Source organism: Vibrio sp. PID17_43 (assembly GCF_002608565.1).
GTDB lineage: Bacteria > Pseudomonadota > Gammaproteobacteria > Enterobacterales > Vibrionaceae > Vibrio.
In genome coordinates, this window is record NZ_LIXM01000014.1 from 1 (window position 1) to 15,275 (window position 15,275).

At 44.6% G+C, this 15,275-nt stretch carries 14 protein-coding genes; 6 read left to right on the forward strand and 8 right to left on the reverse strand.

From position 1 onward, the window contains the following. Nucleotides 1-537: 537 nt before the first annotated feature. Both dinB (AK965_RS11165) and dinB (AK965_RS11170) read left to right on the forward strand, forming a co-directional pair. Nucleotides 538-1,587, forward strand: coding sequence for a DNA polymerase IV (gene dinB / locus AK965_RS11165; protein WP_099079685.1), 1,050 nt, complete (start codon nucleotides 538-540; stop codon nucleotides 1,585-1,587). Between the two features lie 183 nt (nucleotides 1,588-1,770). After that, nucleotides 1,771-2,772 carry a DNA polymerase IV gene (dinB, locus tag AK965_RS11170; protein ID WP_172438129.1) on the forward strand — a complete coding sequence of 334 codons (1,002 nt, stop codon included), beginning with the start codon at nucleotides 1,771-1,773 and terminating at the stop codon, nucleotides 2,770-2,772. Here the strand turns inward: dinB (AK965_RS11170) and AK965_RS11175 are convergent. Continuing rightward, nucleotides 2,769-4,694, reverse strand: coding sequence for an ATP-dependent DNA helicase RecQ (locus AK965_RS11175; RefSeq protein WP_172438130.1), 1,926 nt, complete (start codon nucleotides 4,692-4,694; stop codon nucleotides 2,769-2,771). The two genes, dinB (AK965_RS11170) and AK965_RS11175, sit on opposite strands and share 4 nt — an antisense overlap. Before the next feature lie 76 nt (nucleotides 4,695-4,770). Here AK965_RS11175 and AK965_RS11180 point away from each other — a divergent pair, with 76 nt between their 5' ends. The 3 genes from AK965_RS11180 (at nucleotide 4,771) to AK965_RS11190 (ending at nucleotide 7,652) form a co-directional block, all read left to right on the forward strand. Further along, a complete protein-coding gene (locus tag AK965_RS11180) occupies nucleotides 4,771-5,250 on the forward strand; it encodes a GreA/GreB family elongation factor (RefSeq protein WP_172438133.1) in 480 nt (159 codons plus the stop codon). A 60-nt stretch (nucleotides 5,251-5,310) separates the two neighbouring features. Further along, nucleotides 5,311-6,054 carry a YggN family protein gene (locus AK965_RS11185; RefSeq protein WP_099079806.1) on the forward strand — a complete coding sequence of 248 codons (744 nt, stop codon included), beginning with the start codon at nucleotides 5,311-5,313 and terminating at the stop codon, nucleotides 6,052-6,054. A gap of 233 nt (nucleotides 6,055-6,287) precedes the next feature. Further along, nucleotides 6,288-7,652, forward strand: coding sequence for a sodium-dependent transporter (locus AK965_RS11190; protein WP_099079689.1), 1,365 nt, complete (start codon nucleotides 6,288-6,290; stop codon nucleotides 7,650-7,652). Nucleotides 7,653-7,745: 93 nt separating this feature from the next. Here AK965_RS11190 and AK965_RS11195 read toward each other — a convergent pair whose 3' ends face one another. The 5 genes from AK965_RS11195 to tsaA form a co-directional block, all read right to left on the reverse strand. Beyond that, a complete protein-coding gene (locus tag AK965_RS11195) occupies nucleotides 7,746-7,937 on the reverse strand; it encodes a DUF4250 domain-containing protein (RefSeq protein WP_099079690.1) in 192 nt (63 codons plus the stop codon). Further along, nucleotides 7,934-8,143, reverse strand: a complete 210-nt coding sequence (locus AK965_RS11200) for a YaeP family protein (RefSeq protein WP_099079691.1) — start codon at nucleotides 8,141-8,143, stop codon at nucleotides 7,934-7,936. The genes AK965_RS11195 and AK965_RS11200 overlap by 4 nt, the downstream gene beginning before the upstream one ends. 113 nt (nucleotides 8,144-8,256) lie before the next feature. Next, nucleotides 8,257-8,925, reverse strand: coding sequence for a tellurite resistance TerB family protein (locus AK965_RS11205; RefSeq protein ID WP_099079692.1), 669 nt, complete (start codon nucleotides 8,923-8,925; stop codon nucleotides 8,257-8,259). 146 nt (nucleotides 8,926-9,071) lie between these two features. Next, on the reverse strand, nucleotides 9,072-10,787 hold the full coding sequence (locus tag AK965_RS11210) for a proline--tRNA ligase (protein ID WP_099079693.1): 1,716 nt from the start codon (nucleotides 10,785-10,787) through the stop codon (nucleotides 9,072-9,074). Between the two features lie 111 nt (nucleotides 10,788-10,898). Further along, complete coding sequence (gene tsaA / locus AK965_RS11215) at nucleotides 10,899-11,594, reverse strand: tRNA (N6-threonylcarbamoyladenosine(37)-N6)-methyltransferase TrmO (protein WP_099079694.1); 696 nt, start codon at nucleotides 11,592-11,594, stop codon at nucleotides 10,899-10,901. 424 nt (nucleotides 11,595-12,018) lie between these two features. Here tsaA and AK965_RS11220 point away from each other — a divergent pair, with 424 nt between their 5' ends. Then, nucleotides 12,019-13,605, forward strand: a complete 1,587-nt coding sequence (locus AK965_RS11220; protein ID WP_099079695.1) for an AbgT family transporter — start codon at nucleotides 12,019-12,021, stop codon at nucleotides 13,603-13,605. A 65-nt stretch (nucleotides 13,606-13,670) separates the two neighbouring features. Here AK965_RS11220 and AK965_RS11225 read toward each other — a convergent pair whose 3' ends face one another. Further along, nucleotides 13,671-14,114 carry a YaiI/YqxD family protein gene (locus AK965_RS11225; protein WP_099079807.1) on the reverse strand — a complete coding sequence of 148 codons (444 nt, stop codon included), beginning with the start codon at nucleotides 14,112-14,114 and terminating at the stop codon, nucleotides 13,671-13,673. Continuing rightward, nucleotides 14,111-14,404, reverse strand: a complete 294-nt coding sequence (locus AK965_RS11230) for a hypothetical protein (RefSeq protein ID WP_099079696.1) — start codon at nucleotides 14,402-14,404, stop codon at nucleotides 14,111-14,113. The genes AK965_RS11225 and AK965_RS11230 overlap by 4 nt, the downstream gene beginning before the upstream one ends. Between the last annotated feature and the right edge of the window lie 871 nt (nucleotides 14,405-15,275).

Genomic DNA, 15,275 nt, shown 5'->3' on the forward strand with positions numbered 1-15,275 from the left:
CAGTGTTGTGGATGAGTTGATTTGGCCAAAGGATAAGAGGATTTGTCATATCTTTGATTATCCGTTAAATACTAATTTAGCAAAATCACTGACTCACTTTTGTCCAAAAGCTTGCTAGCACTCGGTTAATGAATATTGTGATCACCAAGCGATTCTGTCGTACCTTAATTACCAAGCGAGTAGGTCACAATTAATAAACTTCTATGGCCGCCGCAGGCGGTATAAGCAACCCACTGAATTAATTGGGATGATCAGAATTCAAATTGCGGAAACTGCTGAACTAAAGCGGGTCACTGACCCTCTTTTTCTTTCTTGCAAGACCAGGGGGCTTATAGCAGGTTCGGACGTCAGATCGGATTTGCGCAGCAAATCTAGCGGAGTCGTGCGATACTGAAGCGATCAATTTTAAATTTTGTAAGTGACTTGCAAAAAAAATCGAATGATATCAGGCGGTAACAGCTCAGTTTCAACACATGCAAATTTAACCAACTGGTTCAATCAATTTATAAATGACTAGCGAGTAGTGAGCTTTCGTTAATGAAAAAGATAATCCATATAGATCTCGACAGTTACTATGCTTCTGTTGAAGTCAGAGACAATCCTGAATTGCGAGGAATACCTCTTGCTGTTGGGGGGAAAAATGGACGTGGGGTGATTTCAACGTGTAGTTATGAAGCAAGGGCTTTTGGTGTTCGTTCTGCCATGTCTACCGCCAAAGCCTTACAGCTTTGCCCTCAACTAACGGTTGTTTCTGGAAATATGGAAAAATATCGCTCGGTTTCTAAACAAATTCATGAGATTTTTAGTCGCTATACCGACATAATAGAGCCACTATCTTTAGATGAAGCTTACCTAGATGTGACTGATTCCCCGTTATTTAAAGGTTCTGCAACTTTAATAGCTCAAGATATTAGGAAGTCCATTAAAACTGAGTTACATCTTACTGCTTCAGCAGGTGTTTCTCCGTTAAAGTTCGTTTCAAAAGTTGCATCGGATGTGAATAAGCCAAATGGTATTTGCGTTGTTACGCCTGATGAAGTTCAATCATTTATTGATAATTTGGATTTAGGCAAGATAAATGGTGTGGGCAAAGTTACTTTAGAAAAACTTAATAAGCTTGGTTTGTTTAAAGGTAAAGATGTCAAAGAAGCCGATAGGAATATTCTGATTAGTCATTTGGGTAAATTCGGTAATACTCTATGGGATAGGTGTCACGGAATAGATGATAGACCTGTTGTTGTTGAGAGGGTAAGAAAGTCAGTAGGGGTCGAAAGAACTTACTTAAATGATATTGATAACTTAGAGCAATGCCTTTTAGCAATTGATCCCTTGTTTTTAGAATTGGAAAAAAGATTGCAGAAAGCGCTTGAAGGGAAGTTTATTTCAAAGCTTGGTGTGAAGATTAAATTTAATGACTTTCAACAAACAACAGTTGAGCATAAGCATGATACTTTTGATAAGCAGTTTTTTATTAAGTTATGTGAAGAAGCATTTAATAGAAGAGAGGGCCGAAGTGTTCGTTTGCTTGGTCTAAGTGTTGGTGTTGAACCAAAACTATCTACAGGCCAGTTAGACCTCGCTTTGTGATTTTTTTGTAAGTGGATTTGTGGTTAAATCGCTACTCTTTTTTATGAAAAATCAAAATATTTATGTAAGGGGCTTTCGTTAGTGGGTTTTCCCTTGTAAGTCACTATATAAAAACGTTTTTTACTCACTCACTCACTCACACTTACATTTTTTACCTCAGAGTTGTAATCTGCCGCAGTGGAAATGCGCGACAACCCGAAATTCCGGGGAGTGCCACTTGCTGTGGGTGGTCATGAAAAGCAACGTGGAGTAATTAGTACCTGTAATTATGAAGCGCGAAAATTTGGCATTCGAAGTGCGATGCCAACGGCGCGTGCACTCCAACTTTGTCCTAATTTGCTCGTTGTTCCTGGGCGGATGCATGTATATAAGCAAGTCTCTCAACAAATCCGTGCTATTTTCGAGCGTTATACCCAGACCATAGAGCCATTGTCTCTCGACGAGGCGTATCTGGATGTGACCAACGCGACGGTATGTCGAGGCTCTGCGACCTTAATTGCAGAATCGATTCGTAATGATATCTACAATGAACTTGGCCTAACTGCCTCTGCAGGTATCGCGCCGATTAAGTTTCTTGCCAAAGTTGCGTCTGATATGAATAAGCCGAATGGCCAGTTTGTTATTCCACCTGATAAGGTTCAAGAGGTGGTGGATAAACTACCTTTAGAAAAGATACCGGGAGTGGGTAAGGTCAGTTTAGAGAAATTACACCAGGCTGGCTTTTATCTTTGCGAAGACATTAAGAATAGCGACTACCGCGAACTGTTACGCCAGTTCGGCCGCCAGGGCGCTTCGCTGTGGAAACGCAGCCACGGTATTGATGATCGAGAAGTTGTGGTTGAGCGAGAACGTAAGTCGGTGGGGGTCGAGCGTACCTTTAGCCAGAATATTTCAACTTATGATGAATGCTGGAAGGTGATTGAAGATAAGCTTTACCCTGAGCTAGAGAAACGTTTGGAGAAAGCCAGTCCGGATAAATCGATCATCAAGCAGGGCATCAAACTTAAGTTTGCCGATTTTCAGCTTACGACGATTGAGCATATCCACCCTCAGCTTGAGTTAGAAGACTTCAAAGAGCTTCTAAGAGATATCCTTAAACGACAAAATGGCAGAGAAATACGTTTACTGGGCCTGAGTGTGATGCTCAAGCCCGAACAGCAAGCGCGTCAATTAAGCTTCTTTTAGGCTCGCAGCGCTTCAACTTGTTTTAACACTTGCTCGAAAGAGACATTCGCCAGAGCGCCATACCCTCTTAGTTTACTTGCTTTCAGCTGAGTGATGATTGGCGTGCTGATCCCACATAGGAATCGTGCCACCGCAGCATTGCTAACGACAGTTGGTGAAAGTTGAACAAATTCATCAACCCAAGCGGATAAATGAGTGAACTCTGGTTGTTCATGTTGCGGGCGAGAGAAAGTGGCGATTTTCCCACGGCAAACCGAACAGTGGCCGCATTGAGTTGGAGCATTATGGTCTGCAAAGTAATGCGCCAGTTGATGGCTTAAGCAATCGGACGATTGGAACAGATTCAGCATCGTATGGATGCGCTCAATATCCTTGCGCTCTTTGGATTGGAACAGTTCAACCAAATGCTGAGAGAGATCCTCTTGGTTTTGAGTGGCAGGAAGAACCGAATACACATCTGTTAGCTGTTTGCTCTCTAATTCAATCCAACCGTTCTGGTGGAAGTAGTCAAGCGCCGCGACCACACGAGCACGCTCTGATTGATAGTTCATCCATAGTGCTTCTAAGTCCACTTGGCACCAAATTTTGGCTTTGGTTGAACACGTGAAAATTGCCTCGACAAACTGACGACGCTCACCTTGGAACTGGTTGAGGATAAACTGCTTATCTTGCAAAAACTTGAATCGATATTCAGCAAAGTAACTGTACTTAGCTTTAATCACGTTGGCTAATTCAAGATAAACGAGCAAGGTCTTGAGTGGTAACTGGCGAATATTACTGTCACGAGATAAACGCAGTGCCATCACTTCCCATTGCGGAGTGTTCTCGCGGATTTGTTCCAGTACATAATCGATAGAACTTGGCTCAGGTGTATCACCGTAAATAAAGTTCTCGAGTACAGTTAAGCCAGAAGTATTGCCTAGTAGAATACACTCCGAACGCTGACCATCTCGTCCGGCACGCCCAATTTCCTGTGCGTAGTTTTCGATAGATTTCGGCAAGTCGAAGTGAAGCACGCGGCGGATATCAGATTTGTCTACCCCCATGCCAAAGGCAATGGTTGCCACAATACAATCTATTTGGCTATCCATGAATTGCTGTTGAATTTGTTCGCGGATATCACTTTTTAAGCCCGCATGGTAAGCGTGCGCATTGACGCCAAGGTGGATCAGTGCCTTTGCGACCTGTACGGCAGTTTGTTGTTGTGTTACGTAGACAATGGTTGGAAGCTTTGGTGAAGCCGCAATGATGTCATTGAGTTGAGCCAATTTGTCTGGTTCTTCACATGGCATGACTGAAATGTCGAGGTTAGATCGGTAGAAACCGGTTACCGTAATATGTTCACTGGCGATGTTAAACTTGTGCTGCATGTCCTCAATAACCGGGGGCGTAGCTGTCGCAGTCAGTAGTAATGATTGGGGGATATTCAGTTCACGCTGGTATTGAGGCAGTTTAAGATAATCTGGTCGGAAGTTATGCCCCCATTCTGATATACAGTGCGCTTCATCGACCACCATCAAAGAGATTGGGATTTGACGGATGAATTCACGAAAGCGTTCATTCTTTAGTCTTTCTACCGAGATCATCAATATTTTTATCTGACCGTTCTTAACGCCAGCCATAACTTGTTGGGCGTCTTCTCGGCTTTGACTGCTATCAATCGAGGCGGCAGCAATGCCTTTGCTTTGTAAAAAGGTGAGCTGATCTTTCATCAGTGCAAGCAAGGGAGAGATCACCAAGGTAAGATTCGGTAATTGCGTTGCGGGAAGCTGATAACAGAGTGACTTTCCCGAGCCTGTAGGAAAGATTGCCGCTGCAGAGTAACCATTCATTACGGCCTCAATGACAGGTTGTTGACCGGCTCTTAAGCAATCAAAGCCAAACACGGATTGAAGGGTTTGCTGAAGTGGGCCACTTTGCATAATGGGGAAACCTTTCTTTGATGATAAACTAGAGCACATTACCATATCCTTAGTGCTCAATGCGCGCCTTAAAAGTATGAACAAAGCAGAGCTAGTCCAAATTATCATTACGCAATTGGAAGACAAACTTCACATTGCCCATGCATCGACTCAACGAGCTATCGATGCCGCCACCGATGAACAGACGGTGCCCGAGCACAAATATGACACCTTAGCGTTAGAAGCGTCTTATCTTGCTCATGGGCAGGCAATGCGAGTACAAGAGAGTGAAGAGGAGCTACGTCAATATCGTGCACTGGTTATTCGTGACTTTACTGAATCTCCGATTGCTGTCGGTGCATACGTTGAACTGCAGGATGAGAATGATATTGAGAGATCATTTTTCATCGGCCCATGTTCAGGTGGGTTAACGGTGGAGTGGCAAGATAAGGAAGTATTTGTTCTTACTTCCAAATCTCCGCTTGGTCGTGCTTTAATGGGCAAAGAAGATGGCGAAGAGATAGAAGTTAAAATTCACGATAAAACGAAGTGTTATGAGGTTGTGACGGTCTACTGACATCCAACCGATCATTCACTGTTATAGTTGATAGAAATCACCATGACAAAAGAGAAAGTAATGAAAAAACTGTTCACACTCTCATTGCTGATGGTCAGCGCAACTGGCTATGCAGCGCAATGTCGTGTCGACATCAATAATGAAGTTCGGATGGATGGTCAGAACTTAGAAATTTTACACGCCAACGGTGAAAAAGCGGTGGTGGATGAAGATAATAACCTTTTCATAAAAGGCGAATTGATCACTCTCAATGCGGATCAAAAGGCCGCGATTGAAGATTATCGTGAAAAGATGAATGCGTATATTCCGCAAGCAAAGCAATTGGCAAGCGACGGTCTGGCGCTAGCAAACGACATCATTGATGATATCGCAGTGAGCTTAGACGCGCCGGATTCATTTGATAATGTGAAAGTTGCCGTGAAAGCGTTCTTTGCGGATGTTGAGGCTCGTTACTACAAAGATGGCGATTTTATTCTACCTGCTGAGAGCTTCGAGTCTATGAGTGAATCTTGGACCGCGGACTTTGAAAAAGCCCAGGAGATTTTTAACAAAGAGTTCATCGCGAGCGCGTTTGATGCACTCTCAGCGAAGATGAAAGAAGAGGGTGGTTTAAATTTAACAGCATTGTCGGAAAGCATGACGGAATTGGCTGCGAAAGTAGAACAGCGTTTAGCTGAGCATTCAAAAGAGGTTGAGCAGCAAGCGGAAGGCTTGTGTGAGTCACTGGATGAAATGGCTGATCAAGAACAAGAACTATTGAAGAAGATCCCGGCACTAAGAGACTACCAAGTGTTTACGATCTAAATTGGTTTTTTTAGTTACGCCAAGATACAGGCCGTTGAGTGTTCTCAGCGGCCTTTATTATATCGATTTTCGAATGCATTCCTCGTCGGTGTGGGATGTATGCGGAAATTTACCAATTGAATGATGGCGAATGAATTTGATTGCCGAGTAATTAACCTAATTGCTCTTGTTTAATAGATGACATTGCTATAGTGTACTAGCTCACTAGTTCGTTGATATTTCGTGTGAGTAGTATGACACAACAAACCTCTTCTCAATCCCGTGAGCATTTTAGCTCTCGTCTTGGGTTCATTTTAGCGGCGGCAGGGGCGGCTGTGGGCCTAGGTAATATTTGGGGGTTTCCTACTCAAGCGGCAAGCAATGGCGGTGGTGCCTTTTTGCTGGTTTACTTAGTGATGATTCTTATCGTCGCTTTCCCTATGCTAGTGGTTGAGATGGCGATTGGTCGCCATGGCCAAGCTAACCCAGTAGATAGCATGCGTTCATTAACGGACAACCCAGTCGGCAAGAAGTTAGGTGGCATTGTTGGTTGGATTGGCTTGAGTGTGCCAAGTGCTGTACTGGCGTTTTACTCTATCGTTGGCGGTTGGTTGATCTGTTTTATGCTCGGTGCAATCAGCGACATCATGGGCATGGAAGCGGCGACACAATGGTTGAAGGGCTTCAGCGTTGAACGCAATCTTTTCGGTACGATTACCTTTTATGTATTAACTATTTTGATTGTACAAGGTGGCGTAAAACAAGGTATTGAGAAGTGGTCGACACGCCTAATGCCTGCATTGTTTGTTCTGTTTGGTTTGCTGTTCATCTACATCATGACACAAAATGGCGCGATGGAAGGTTTGAAGCACTACTTAGTACCGGACTTTGATAAAGTATGGGATCGCAAGCTTATCCTTGCAGCAATGGGACAGGGCTTCTTCTCACTGACCATTGGTGGCTGTTCGATGCTGATCTACGGCTCTTACTTAAGCAAGAAAGAGAATTTACCTAAGATGGCCATGAACGTAACCATGGTCGATACCGCCGTTGCCTTTATCGCAGGTTTGGTTGTCATGCCTGCTATGTTTGTTGCGATGCAAAAAGGTGTGCAAATCTACGCGGAAGATGGCTCGCTACTGAGCTCAGACACCTTGGTATTCACGGTACTACCGTTGATGTTTGATAGCCTTGGTTTGTTAGGACAGTTATTCTCAATTGCTTTTTTCTTATTGCTCACCATTGCTGCGTTGACGTCATCGATTTCTATGTTGGAGTGTCCAGTTGCGTTAGTTGGCGAGCGTTTTAATACTAAGCGCAGCACAACCAGTTGGGTGTTAGGTGGTTTGATAGCGCTATTTAGTGTGGTGATCGTATTTAACTTTGGTGCCTTATTTGGCATGGTCGCAACGCTTGCGACGCAATATCTACAACCAATGGCAGCGTTGTTGTTCTGTCTATTCGGTGGCTGGGTATGGAACCGCCACTCGAAAATTAAAGAACTTGAGCAAGGTTGCCCTGAGTTTACACAAGGCTGGTTTGGTAAGTTGTGGCCTGCGTATGTGAAGTTCGTTTGTCCGATTCTCGTGGCGACGGTTATCTGGGCTTCATTCGGTTAATGAGCTGACACAATGCAGAAATGAAAAGGGCTTGATGAATGCATCAAGCCCTTTTATCTATTCGTTGTTTACGTTGTCCGTCGTGATTAACGATTAACGGAACTGTCCGGCGTCAGGCAAAAAGTCAAAACCTGCAGACGCCAGCTTTGCTTCAAGCGCGGCACGGTCAATCTCAAAAAAAGCCACGAGTTTATCGAGATCACCACCGAAGTCGTCACGCAGCTTCATGTTGACGATGCTCATCAGCATTATTGGATCCATCGATTCAAAGTTCGCCAAGTTCATTGCTTATCCTCGAAATCAGAGATCAGTAGGTTTGCCGCAGCAAATGCCGCTTTTTCACGAACGTCTTTAGGTAGAGACTCGTCAGCCGCAACGTCGTTCAGTGCTCTTACTGCACATGAGATTGCTTGAGGGATGTAAGCTTGATCGCCACTACCAATTTGAGCGTAAAGCTCACGAACCAAATCACAACAGCCGTATACTTGCATGGCTAAATCCTTAATAAATGATAACTGCTCTCAAATATACACATAGCCGTTTTGAAACTCAAAGCAGAGAATTGTTTTGGCTCAAATTCACAGACAACTTGAGCAAATATTCATCACTGTAATTGTACTTCCAGTTGATGTGTGACCTCTGGAGAAAGGTTGAGCTGTTTCGCAAGCTCTTGTAAGTAAGCTTTTTCCATAAAGTTTTGCTCATCTGCCACAATCAGTGATGCGAGATAAATTTCTGATGCTTGCTGGGGTGATGTCGCAAGTCGCGCGATTTCGGCAGGATCGAGTGGCTTGTGCAGTTCTTGGTGAACTAATTGCCTTACTTGCTCGTCTGCGCCCATTTCAGTTAGTGCTTGTTCAATACGAACCATCTCTTCTTTGTCCACATGGCCATCAGCTTTTGCTGCGCCAATCATGGCTTTGAGAATCAGCTTTGCGTGCTTGTTGTCATTCGGGTCGAAAGTTTCATTAATGCCTTGCGCATCTTGTTTGGCTTGCCAATCGTTGTAGACTTTGTAAGCCAGTGCGCCTAGTGCAGCAGCACCGCCGACCTTAAGTGCACCTGTGCCCATTTTCTTCGCCATCTTTTTGCTTTTTTTCGAGCCCATTAGCATGCCAATGAGGCTGCCACCAATTGCGCCTGCGCCAAGTGTTTTCAGTTGGCTAGATCTGGATGATGATTTGATATTGCTCGTTTGTTTGCTGAGCGCATCGGTACCTTGTTTAAGTAGGTCTGATTTGAGTGCTTGGTTAAGAAGACTTTTTAGATCCATGAGTAACCTCCTTACTAGATTGAATCCAGTTTAAGGTGATAAATCTGAACCAAAGATTAACAACACAAATAATAGGGGGCTTTCTACAGACATAAAAAAGGGCTGACCGAAGCCAACCCTTTTTATCGCTATGTATTCAGAACAGATTATTGTAGCTGAGCTTTAATGTGCTCAACGATATCAGCCATCGCTACCGCTGTTTTCTCACCGCTACGACGGTTCTTGTATTCGAAGTTACCTTCGTCCATGCTGCGGTCACCAATCACGATAGTGTGAGGGATACCGATCAGTTCCATATCAGAGAACATAACACCTGGGCGTTCTTTACGGTCATCGAATAGCACTTCGATGCCCATATCTGTCAGTTCAGTGTATAGCTTCTCTGCTGCTTCTTGAACGCGTTCAGATTTGTGCATGTTCATTGGTACGATAGCAACTTGGAAAGGCGCGAGTGCGTCTGGCCAGATGATGCCGTACTTGTCGTGGTTCTGTTCAATAGCAGAAGCGACAACACGTGATACACCGATACCGTAACAACCCATCTCTAGGATCACGTTCTTACCGTTAGAATCTAGAACACCACAGTTCATCGCTTCAGAGTAAACATTACCTAGTTGGAAGATGTGACCGACTTCGATACCACGCTTAAGCATGATAGTACCTTGGCCACATGGGCTTGGATCGCCTTCTACCACGTTGCGTAGATCAGCGATTTGGCCTAGTTCAACATCACGGCCCCAGTTAATACCGAAGTAGTGTTTGCCGTCGATGTTTGCGCCCGCACCAAAGTCACTCATTACTGCGACTGAGCGGTCAACGATAAATGGTAGCTCAAGACCAACAGGGCCTAGTGAACCTGCGCCAGCGCCGATTAGCTCACGCATTTCTTCTTCGGTTGCCATCTCTAGAGGAGAAGCAACTTCAGCTAGGTTTTCTGCTTTGATTTCGTTCAGCTCGTGGTCACCACGGATGATCAGGGCAACGATAGGTGCATCGATTTCATCTGAAGCTTTCACGAACAGAGTTTTAACGGTTTTCTCGATTGATAGACCGTGTTGCTCAACCAATTCCGTGATAGTTTTCGCGTTAGGTGTATCAACTAGCGTCATTTCCTGAGTTGGCGCAGGACGTTCAATCGCAGGCGCAACCGCTTCTGCTTTTTCGATGTTTGCTGCGTAATCAGATTCAGTCGAGAAGGCGATCAAATCTTCGCCGCTTTCCGCTAGAACGTGGAATTCTTGAGAACCATTACCACCGATAGCACCAGAGTCAGCCAGTACAGGACGGTATTCTAGGCCCATGCGGTCAAACGCTTTACAGTAAGCGTCGTGCATTGCTTGATAAGATTTCTCTAGACCAGCTTTGTCGATATCAAAGCTGTATGCATCCATCATGCAGAATTCGCGTGCGCGCATTACGCCAAAGCGTGGACGACGCTCATCACGGAATTTAGTTTGGATCTGGTAAAGGTTGATCGGAAGTTGCTTGTAAGAGCTGACTTCGTTACGAACCAATGCAGTGATCACTTCTTCTGCTGTTGGGCTAAGTACAAACGGACGAATATGGCGGTCAGTAAAGCGAAGCAGTTCAGGACCCATTTTCTCAGAGCGACCTGTTTCTTCCCATAGTTCAAACGGCTGAACAACGGGCATCAAAGTTTCGATTGCACCTGCATTGTCGATTTCTTGACGAACGATGTTTTCGACTTTACGCAGTACACGTAGACCAGTAGGCAGCCAGGTGTAAAGACCTGAAGCCAGCTTACGGATCATACCCGCACGTAGCATGAGCTGATGGCTCACTACTTCTGCGTCGTTTGGAGTCTCCTTCAGAGTAGAAAGAAGATAATTACTGGTACGCATTAAATTTATCCGTTTATTAAAGTTAAATACTCTCGCCAAAGTGGGCTAGAGTACGAAGGCCCCATGATGGGAAAATGGTTAGCCACCTATAATATCAGCCAAATGACTTTGTCAAAAGCTTTCGATCGCAGTAACTGATATTAAGTTTTCGTTGACAGTAAACTTCACGTTTAGATCGAACAAATTTACCGCATATTCCTTGCTGTCAGGTTTATTTTTCTTATAAGCCGGGCGAGGATCCTGTGCGAGAACTTGTTCAATAACAGTGGTCACATATTCAGTATCGTTGCGTTTTTCTAACATCGCCAATGCATCGGATGAGAAGGCGACAGAAGATTTATCTGGTGCGCCTTCCGCATACCCACCAACCGCTTCTGGAATGGAATCTGAGTAGGGGATATAAGGTTTGATATCGATAATGGGCGTGCCATCGACTAAGTCTACGCTGCCTAGTTCCAAATAGTTTTGGTCGCCTTTCTTAGTGACGCCTTTTACTTCAACTGCTGACATCCCAATACCATTGGGTCTGAAGGTTGAGCGTGAAGCAAACACACCAATACGCTCGTTGCCACCTAAGCGCGGTGGCCTTACCGTAGGCTTCCATCCCGCTTCCAGATTTTGATCAAATAAAAACAGTAACCAGACATGAGAGAACTGATCTAAACCTCTTACGGCTTCAGGGCTGTTTGCGTCCCCCACGAGTTTGACTCGAGACCTTGCCGCAGGTACCAAACGAGGTTGACGTGGAACGGCAAACTTCTCTTTATATGGGCTTTCAATAATGCCTATTGGTTCAATGGAATACATAGATAGTGATTTCAATTAAGGTTTGAAACGAAAATACCATAAATTTGGTTGGTTTTTGTTGTGGTTTTTAAATCTTAAGGGAAGAACCTTGTAGAGGGCGTCTCATGCGAATTGCTGCATTATAAAAGTCGGTAATCCATCGAGCAGAAATTCCGGCTAAAAGGAATGTATAAGTTCAACACGTGATGAAGAAATAGCCACAAGTATCTTAGCGTTTATAGCTGTGGCTAATGCATAGTTCTGAGTTATTTTATCTATGTGGATGATGTAACTGCCTTCTGGGTAATTTATGGTTAAAATATCGGCCTTTATTTACAAATTGTAACGTATTGAACTTTAACTTAACTCTCGTGTCGAGTAACCTGCGCAAGCTTTGTGACATTTGTGTCACATATGCGCAGGAATAACTACAAGGAGGAAACAGATGAGTTCATCTGCTTCGATTAAACAAAACTCGCCAAAAAAGCCGTTATTTACGCGCTTCCTCGATACTGTTGAATATTTGGGGAACCTTTTACCCCACCCAATTACGCTTTTTGCTATCTTCTGTGTGGCCATTTTAGTGACGTCAGGCATCGCTGGATATTTCGAAGTATCTGTCATGGATCCCCGTCCAGAAGGAGCCAAAGGCCGTGCTGCTGATGGCATGATCTACGTAGTAAGCTTGCTCAATGCAGAAGGCTTGCAGCTCATTGTGACTAACTTAGTGAAGAACTTCGTTGGCTTCGCGCCGTTGGGTACGGTGCTTGTTGCAATGCTTGGTGTTGCGATTGCTGAACACTCAGGTCTATTGTCTGCAGCAATGCGTGGCATGGTGATGGGTGCATCTAAGCGTATGGTCACTTTTACCGTCGTGTTTGCTGGTATCATTTCAAATACAGCATCTGAACTTGGCTACGTGGTATTAATTCCACTGGCAGCGATGTTGTTCCACTCTTTAGGTCGTCACCCATTAGCTGGTCTTGCTGCGGCATTTGCTGGTGTCTCTGGTGGCTACTCAGCAAACCTTCTGATCGGTACGGTTGATCCACTGCTTTCAGGTATTACAGAAACAGCCGCGCAGATGATTGACCCAACTTACACCGTTGGTCCTGAAGTAAACTGGTACTTCATGTTTGTATCTACCTTCTTTATTGCGATTACCGGTGCATTCGTTACTGAGAAAATCGTTGAGCCAAAACTTGGCAAATACAACGATGAAGAAGCGTCAGAAGACCTATCAAATGACTCGATGGGTAAGCTAACAGATCTTGAGAAGAAAGGTCTTAAGCTAGCGGGTCTTGCCGTTCTTGCTGTATCAGCACTCCTTGCTTGGACGATTGTGCCAGCTGACGGTGTTCTGCGTTCGGCAACAGGTACCGTTGCAGGTTCTCCATTCCTGAAAAGTATCGTAGCGTTTATCTTCGTATTCTTCGCAATCCCGGGTTTCGTCTACGGTAAAGTGACAGGTTCAATGAAGACTGACCGCGACGTGATTGACGCAATGGCGAAGTCTATGTCTTCGATGGGCATGTACATTGTACTTGTATTCTTTGCTGCTCAGTTTGTTGCTTTCTTTAAATGGACGAACTTCGGTCAAGTATTCGCAGTAGCGGGTGCGAGCTTCCTACAAGAAATTGGTCTAACAGGTCCAATGTTGTTCTTCGCATTCATCCTAATGTGTGGCTTCATTAACCTAATGATTGGTTCAGCTTCTGCGCAGTGGGCGGTAACGGCACCTATCTTTGTACCAATGCTAATGCTTGTGGGTTACGCTCCGGAAACGATTCAGGCGGCGTACCGTATCGGTGACTCAACCACCAACATCATTACTCCAATGATGAGCTACTTCGGGTTAATTTTAGCGGTAGCGAGTCGTTACATGAAGAACTTAGGCATCGGTACGCTGATCGCAACAATGCTACCTTACTCGATCTGCTTCATCGTGGGTTGGAGTGTGTTGTTCTACCTATGGGTATTCGTATTTGGTCTACCTGTAGGCCCAGGAGCGGCAACGTATTACACGCCTTAGCGAGTACGCGTTTAGTCGTTCTATTGCAAAGCCTGCGATGTCGCAGGCTTTTTTGTTGCCTTCGCTTAGCGTTTTGCAAGGATTCTATCGAGGTGATTAGCGAACTCACGACGTTCAGTTTGTGACAGTGCCGCCGGACCACCAGTTTGGATGCCGCTTGAACGCATGGTATCCATAAAATCACGGATATTGAGACGTGCTTTAATGGTGTCTTTGGTGTAGAGCTCTCCGCGAGAACTCAGTGCTAACGCGCCTTTGCTGATCACTTCATCTGCAAGTGGGATATCAGAGGTAATCACTAAGTCATTGGCCTCCACGCGTCGAACGATTTCGTTGTCTGCAATATCAAATCCAGCAGGCACTTGAAGCGAATGAATATTGGCACGCTTTGGTACTGGCACGATATGGTTGGCGATAAATGTACAGTCAACGCCGGTGCGTTCTGCCGCGCGAACGATGGTTTCACGAATCACTTTCGGACATGCATCCGCATCTACCCATAGTCTCATGATGTTTTCTCGCATAATTTGGCTTCTAATTCTTTAATACGCACGACCAACTTCGCCACGGTATTTTCTAGGGCAGTGATGCGATCGTCTTCACTCGGTGTTTGTACTGCTACTTCCACCTTAGGAATTCGACTTGCGCTCTTCCAACTCTTGATGGCTGCGATCAGCGCAGGCATCGGTACAGGCGTTTTCATACGAGTTTTGACTAGTGCAACAGTTGGTTGTTTGCCTTGTTGTTGCAGTTGGTCCATCACGGCTTCCAGCTCTTTAGTGACGTCTTGAGTTAACATATTTTGTCCCTACTAAAATGACTTTTATCATCATACTTTGAGCTGCTGAATTTGGCGAATGGCAATTTCGGTAGTACCTTGTGCGAGATCTCTCACACGGCGTGTGAGAAAAAACGATTTCGTCATCATTAAACTAGACAGATATAATTTTAAGTATTTGAATGATAACAAGTTAACATATCATTAACGAGATTTTTTCAGCAAAAGATTTTTTAGGTGGATTGCGATTTTACGGGAAAAGCGTAAATTAAACCTTGTCAGCAGGAAGCAGACATGGAACAGGAAAGCACCAGGGATTTGGTTATCGTCAGGACGACGATTTGGTCATTCAGGATGTGTGATCAAGCATGGAGCGAAGGACATTGTAAGGACACAATCATCAATAGGATGTTGATGACTAAGGATAGGCAATGGACCCCTCATAGGATTGAGGTAAGGACAGCATCAGGACGATGCAAGGGACACCGCTCAAGGAACAAGTGATGTGCGCTAACGAGGAATGTTAGTTATCAGGATGATAAGGACACCGCTAGGACGGCGACGTAAGGATTAGGCGAACGGAATCAGCCACTATTATGGATGATGCATGGAGCACGAATAGTAGCCGGACTGCTGCGAGTAAGACCATGGCCCCGATACCTTTGTGTCGGGGCCTTTCTTATTTTTGCACTTTTACAACGTTAGGTAATTGAAAGTGTCAACATCACAGAATTTATAAAATCCGCGCGTCACCGAATAAAAAACAACCCAGATCAATATTCTTTCCACCCAGTTGGTTTAACTTTCGGCTTCTCAAATTAAAGGCGTTATGTACTGCAGATTCTTAGCCTATATGGTTTTTTCTGTAGATAAATTAAGTTTGTTGTAATCA

Bases quoted from the DNA above. Each gene is read 5' to 3' on its own strand.
- dinB (WP_099079685.1), top strand. From the start codon at position 538: ATGAAAAAGATAATCCATATAGATCTCGACAGTTACTATGCTTCTGTT.
- dinB (WP_172438129.1), top strand. From the start codon at position 1,771: ATGCGCGACAACCCGAAATTCCGGGGAGTGCCACTTGCTGTGGGTGGT.
- AK965_RS11175 (WP_172438130.1), bottom strand. From the start codon at position 4,694: ATGCAAAGTGGCCCACTTCAGCAAACCCTTCAATCCGTGTTTGGCTTT.
- AK965_RS11180 (WP_172438133.1), top strand. From the start codon at position 4,771: ATGAACAAAGCAGAGCTAGTCCAAATTATCATTACGCAATTGGAAGAC.
- AK965_RS11185 (WP_099079806.1), top strand. From the start codon at position 5,311: ATGAAAAAACTGTTCACACTCTCATTGCTGATGGTCAGCGCAACTGGC.
- AK965_RS11190 (WP_099079689.1), top strand. From the start codon at position 6,288: ATGACACAACAAACCTCTTCTCAATCCCGTGAGCATTTTAGCTCTCGT.
- AK965_RS11195 (WP_099079690.1), bottom strand. From the start codon at position 7,937: ATGAACTTGGCGAACTTTGAATCGATGGATCCAATAATGCTGATGAGC.
- AK965_RS11200 (WP_099079691.1), bottom strand. From the start codon at position 8,143: ATGCAAGTATACGGCTGTTGTGATTTGGTTCGTGAGCTTTACGCTCAA.
- AK965_RS11205 (WP_099079692.1), bottom strand. From the start codon at position 8,925: ATGGATCTAAAAAGTCTTCTTAACCAAGCACTCAAATCAGACCTACTT.
- AK965_RS11210 (WP_099079693.1), bottom strand. From the start codon at position 10,787: ATGCGTACCAGTAATTATCTTCTTTCTACTCTGAAGGAGACTCCAAAC.
- tsaA (WP_099079694.1), bottom strand. From the start codon at position 11,594: ATGTATTCCATTGAACCAATAGGCATTATTGAAAGCCCATATAAAGAG.
- AK965_RS11220 (WP_099079695.1), top strand. From the start codon at position 12,019: ATGAGTTCATCTGCTTCGATTAAACAAAACTCGCCAAAAAAGCCGTTA.
- AK965_RS11225 (WP_099079807.1), bottom strand. From the start codon at position 14,114: ATGAGACTATGGGTAGATGCGGATGCATGTCCGAAAGTGATTCGTGAA.
- AK965_RS11230 (WP_099079696.1), bottom strand. From the start codon at position 14,404: ATGTTAACTCAAGACGTCACTAAAGAGCTGGAAGCCGTGATGGACCAA.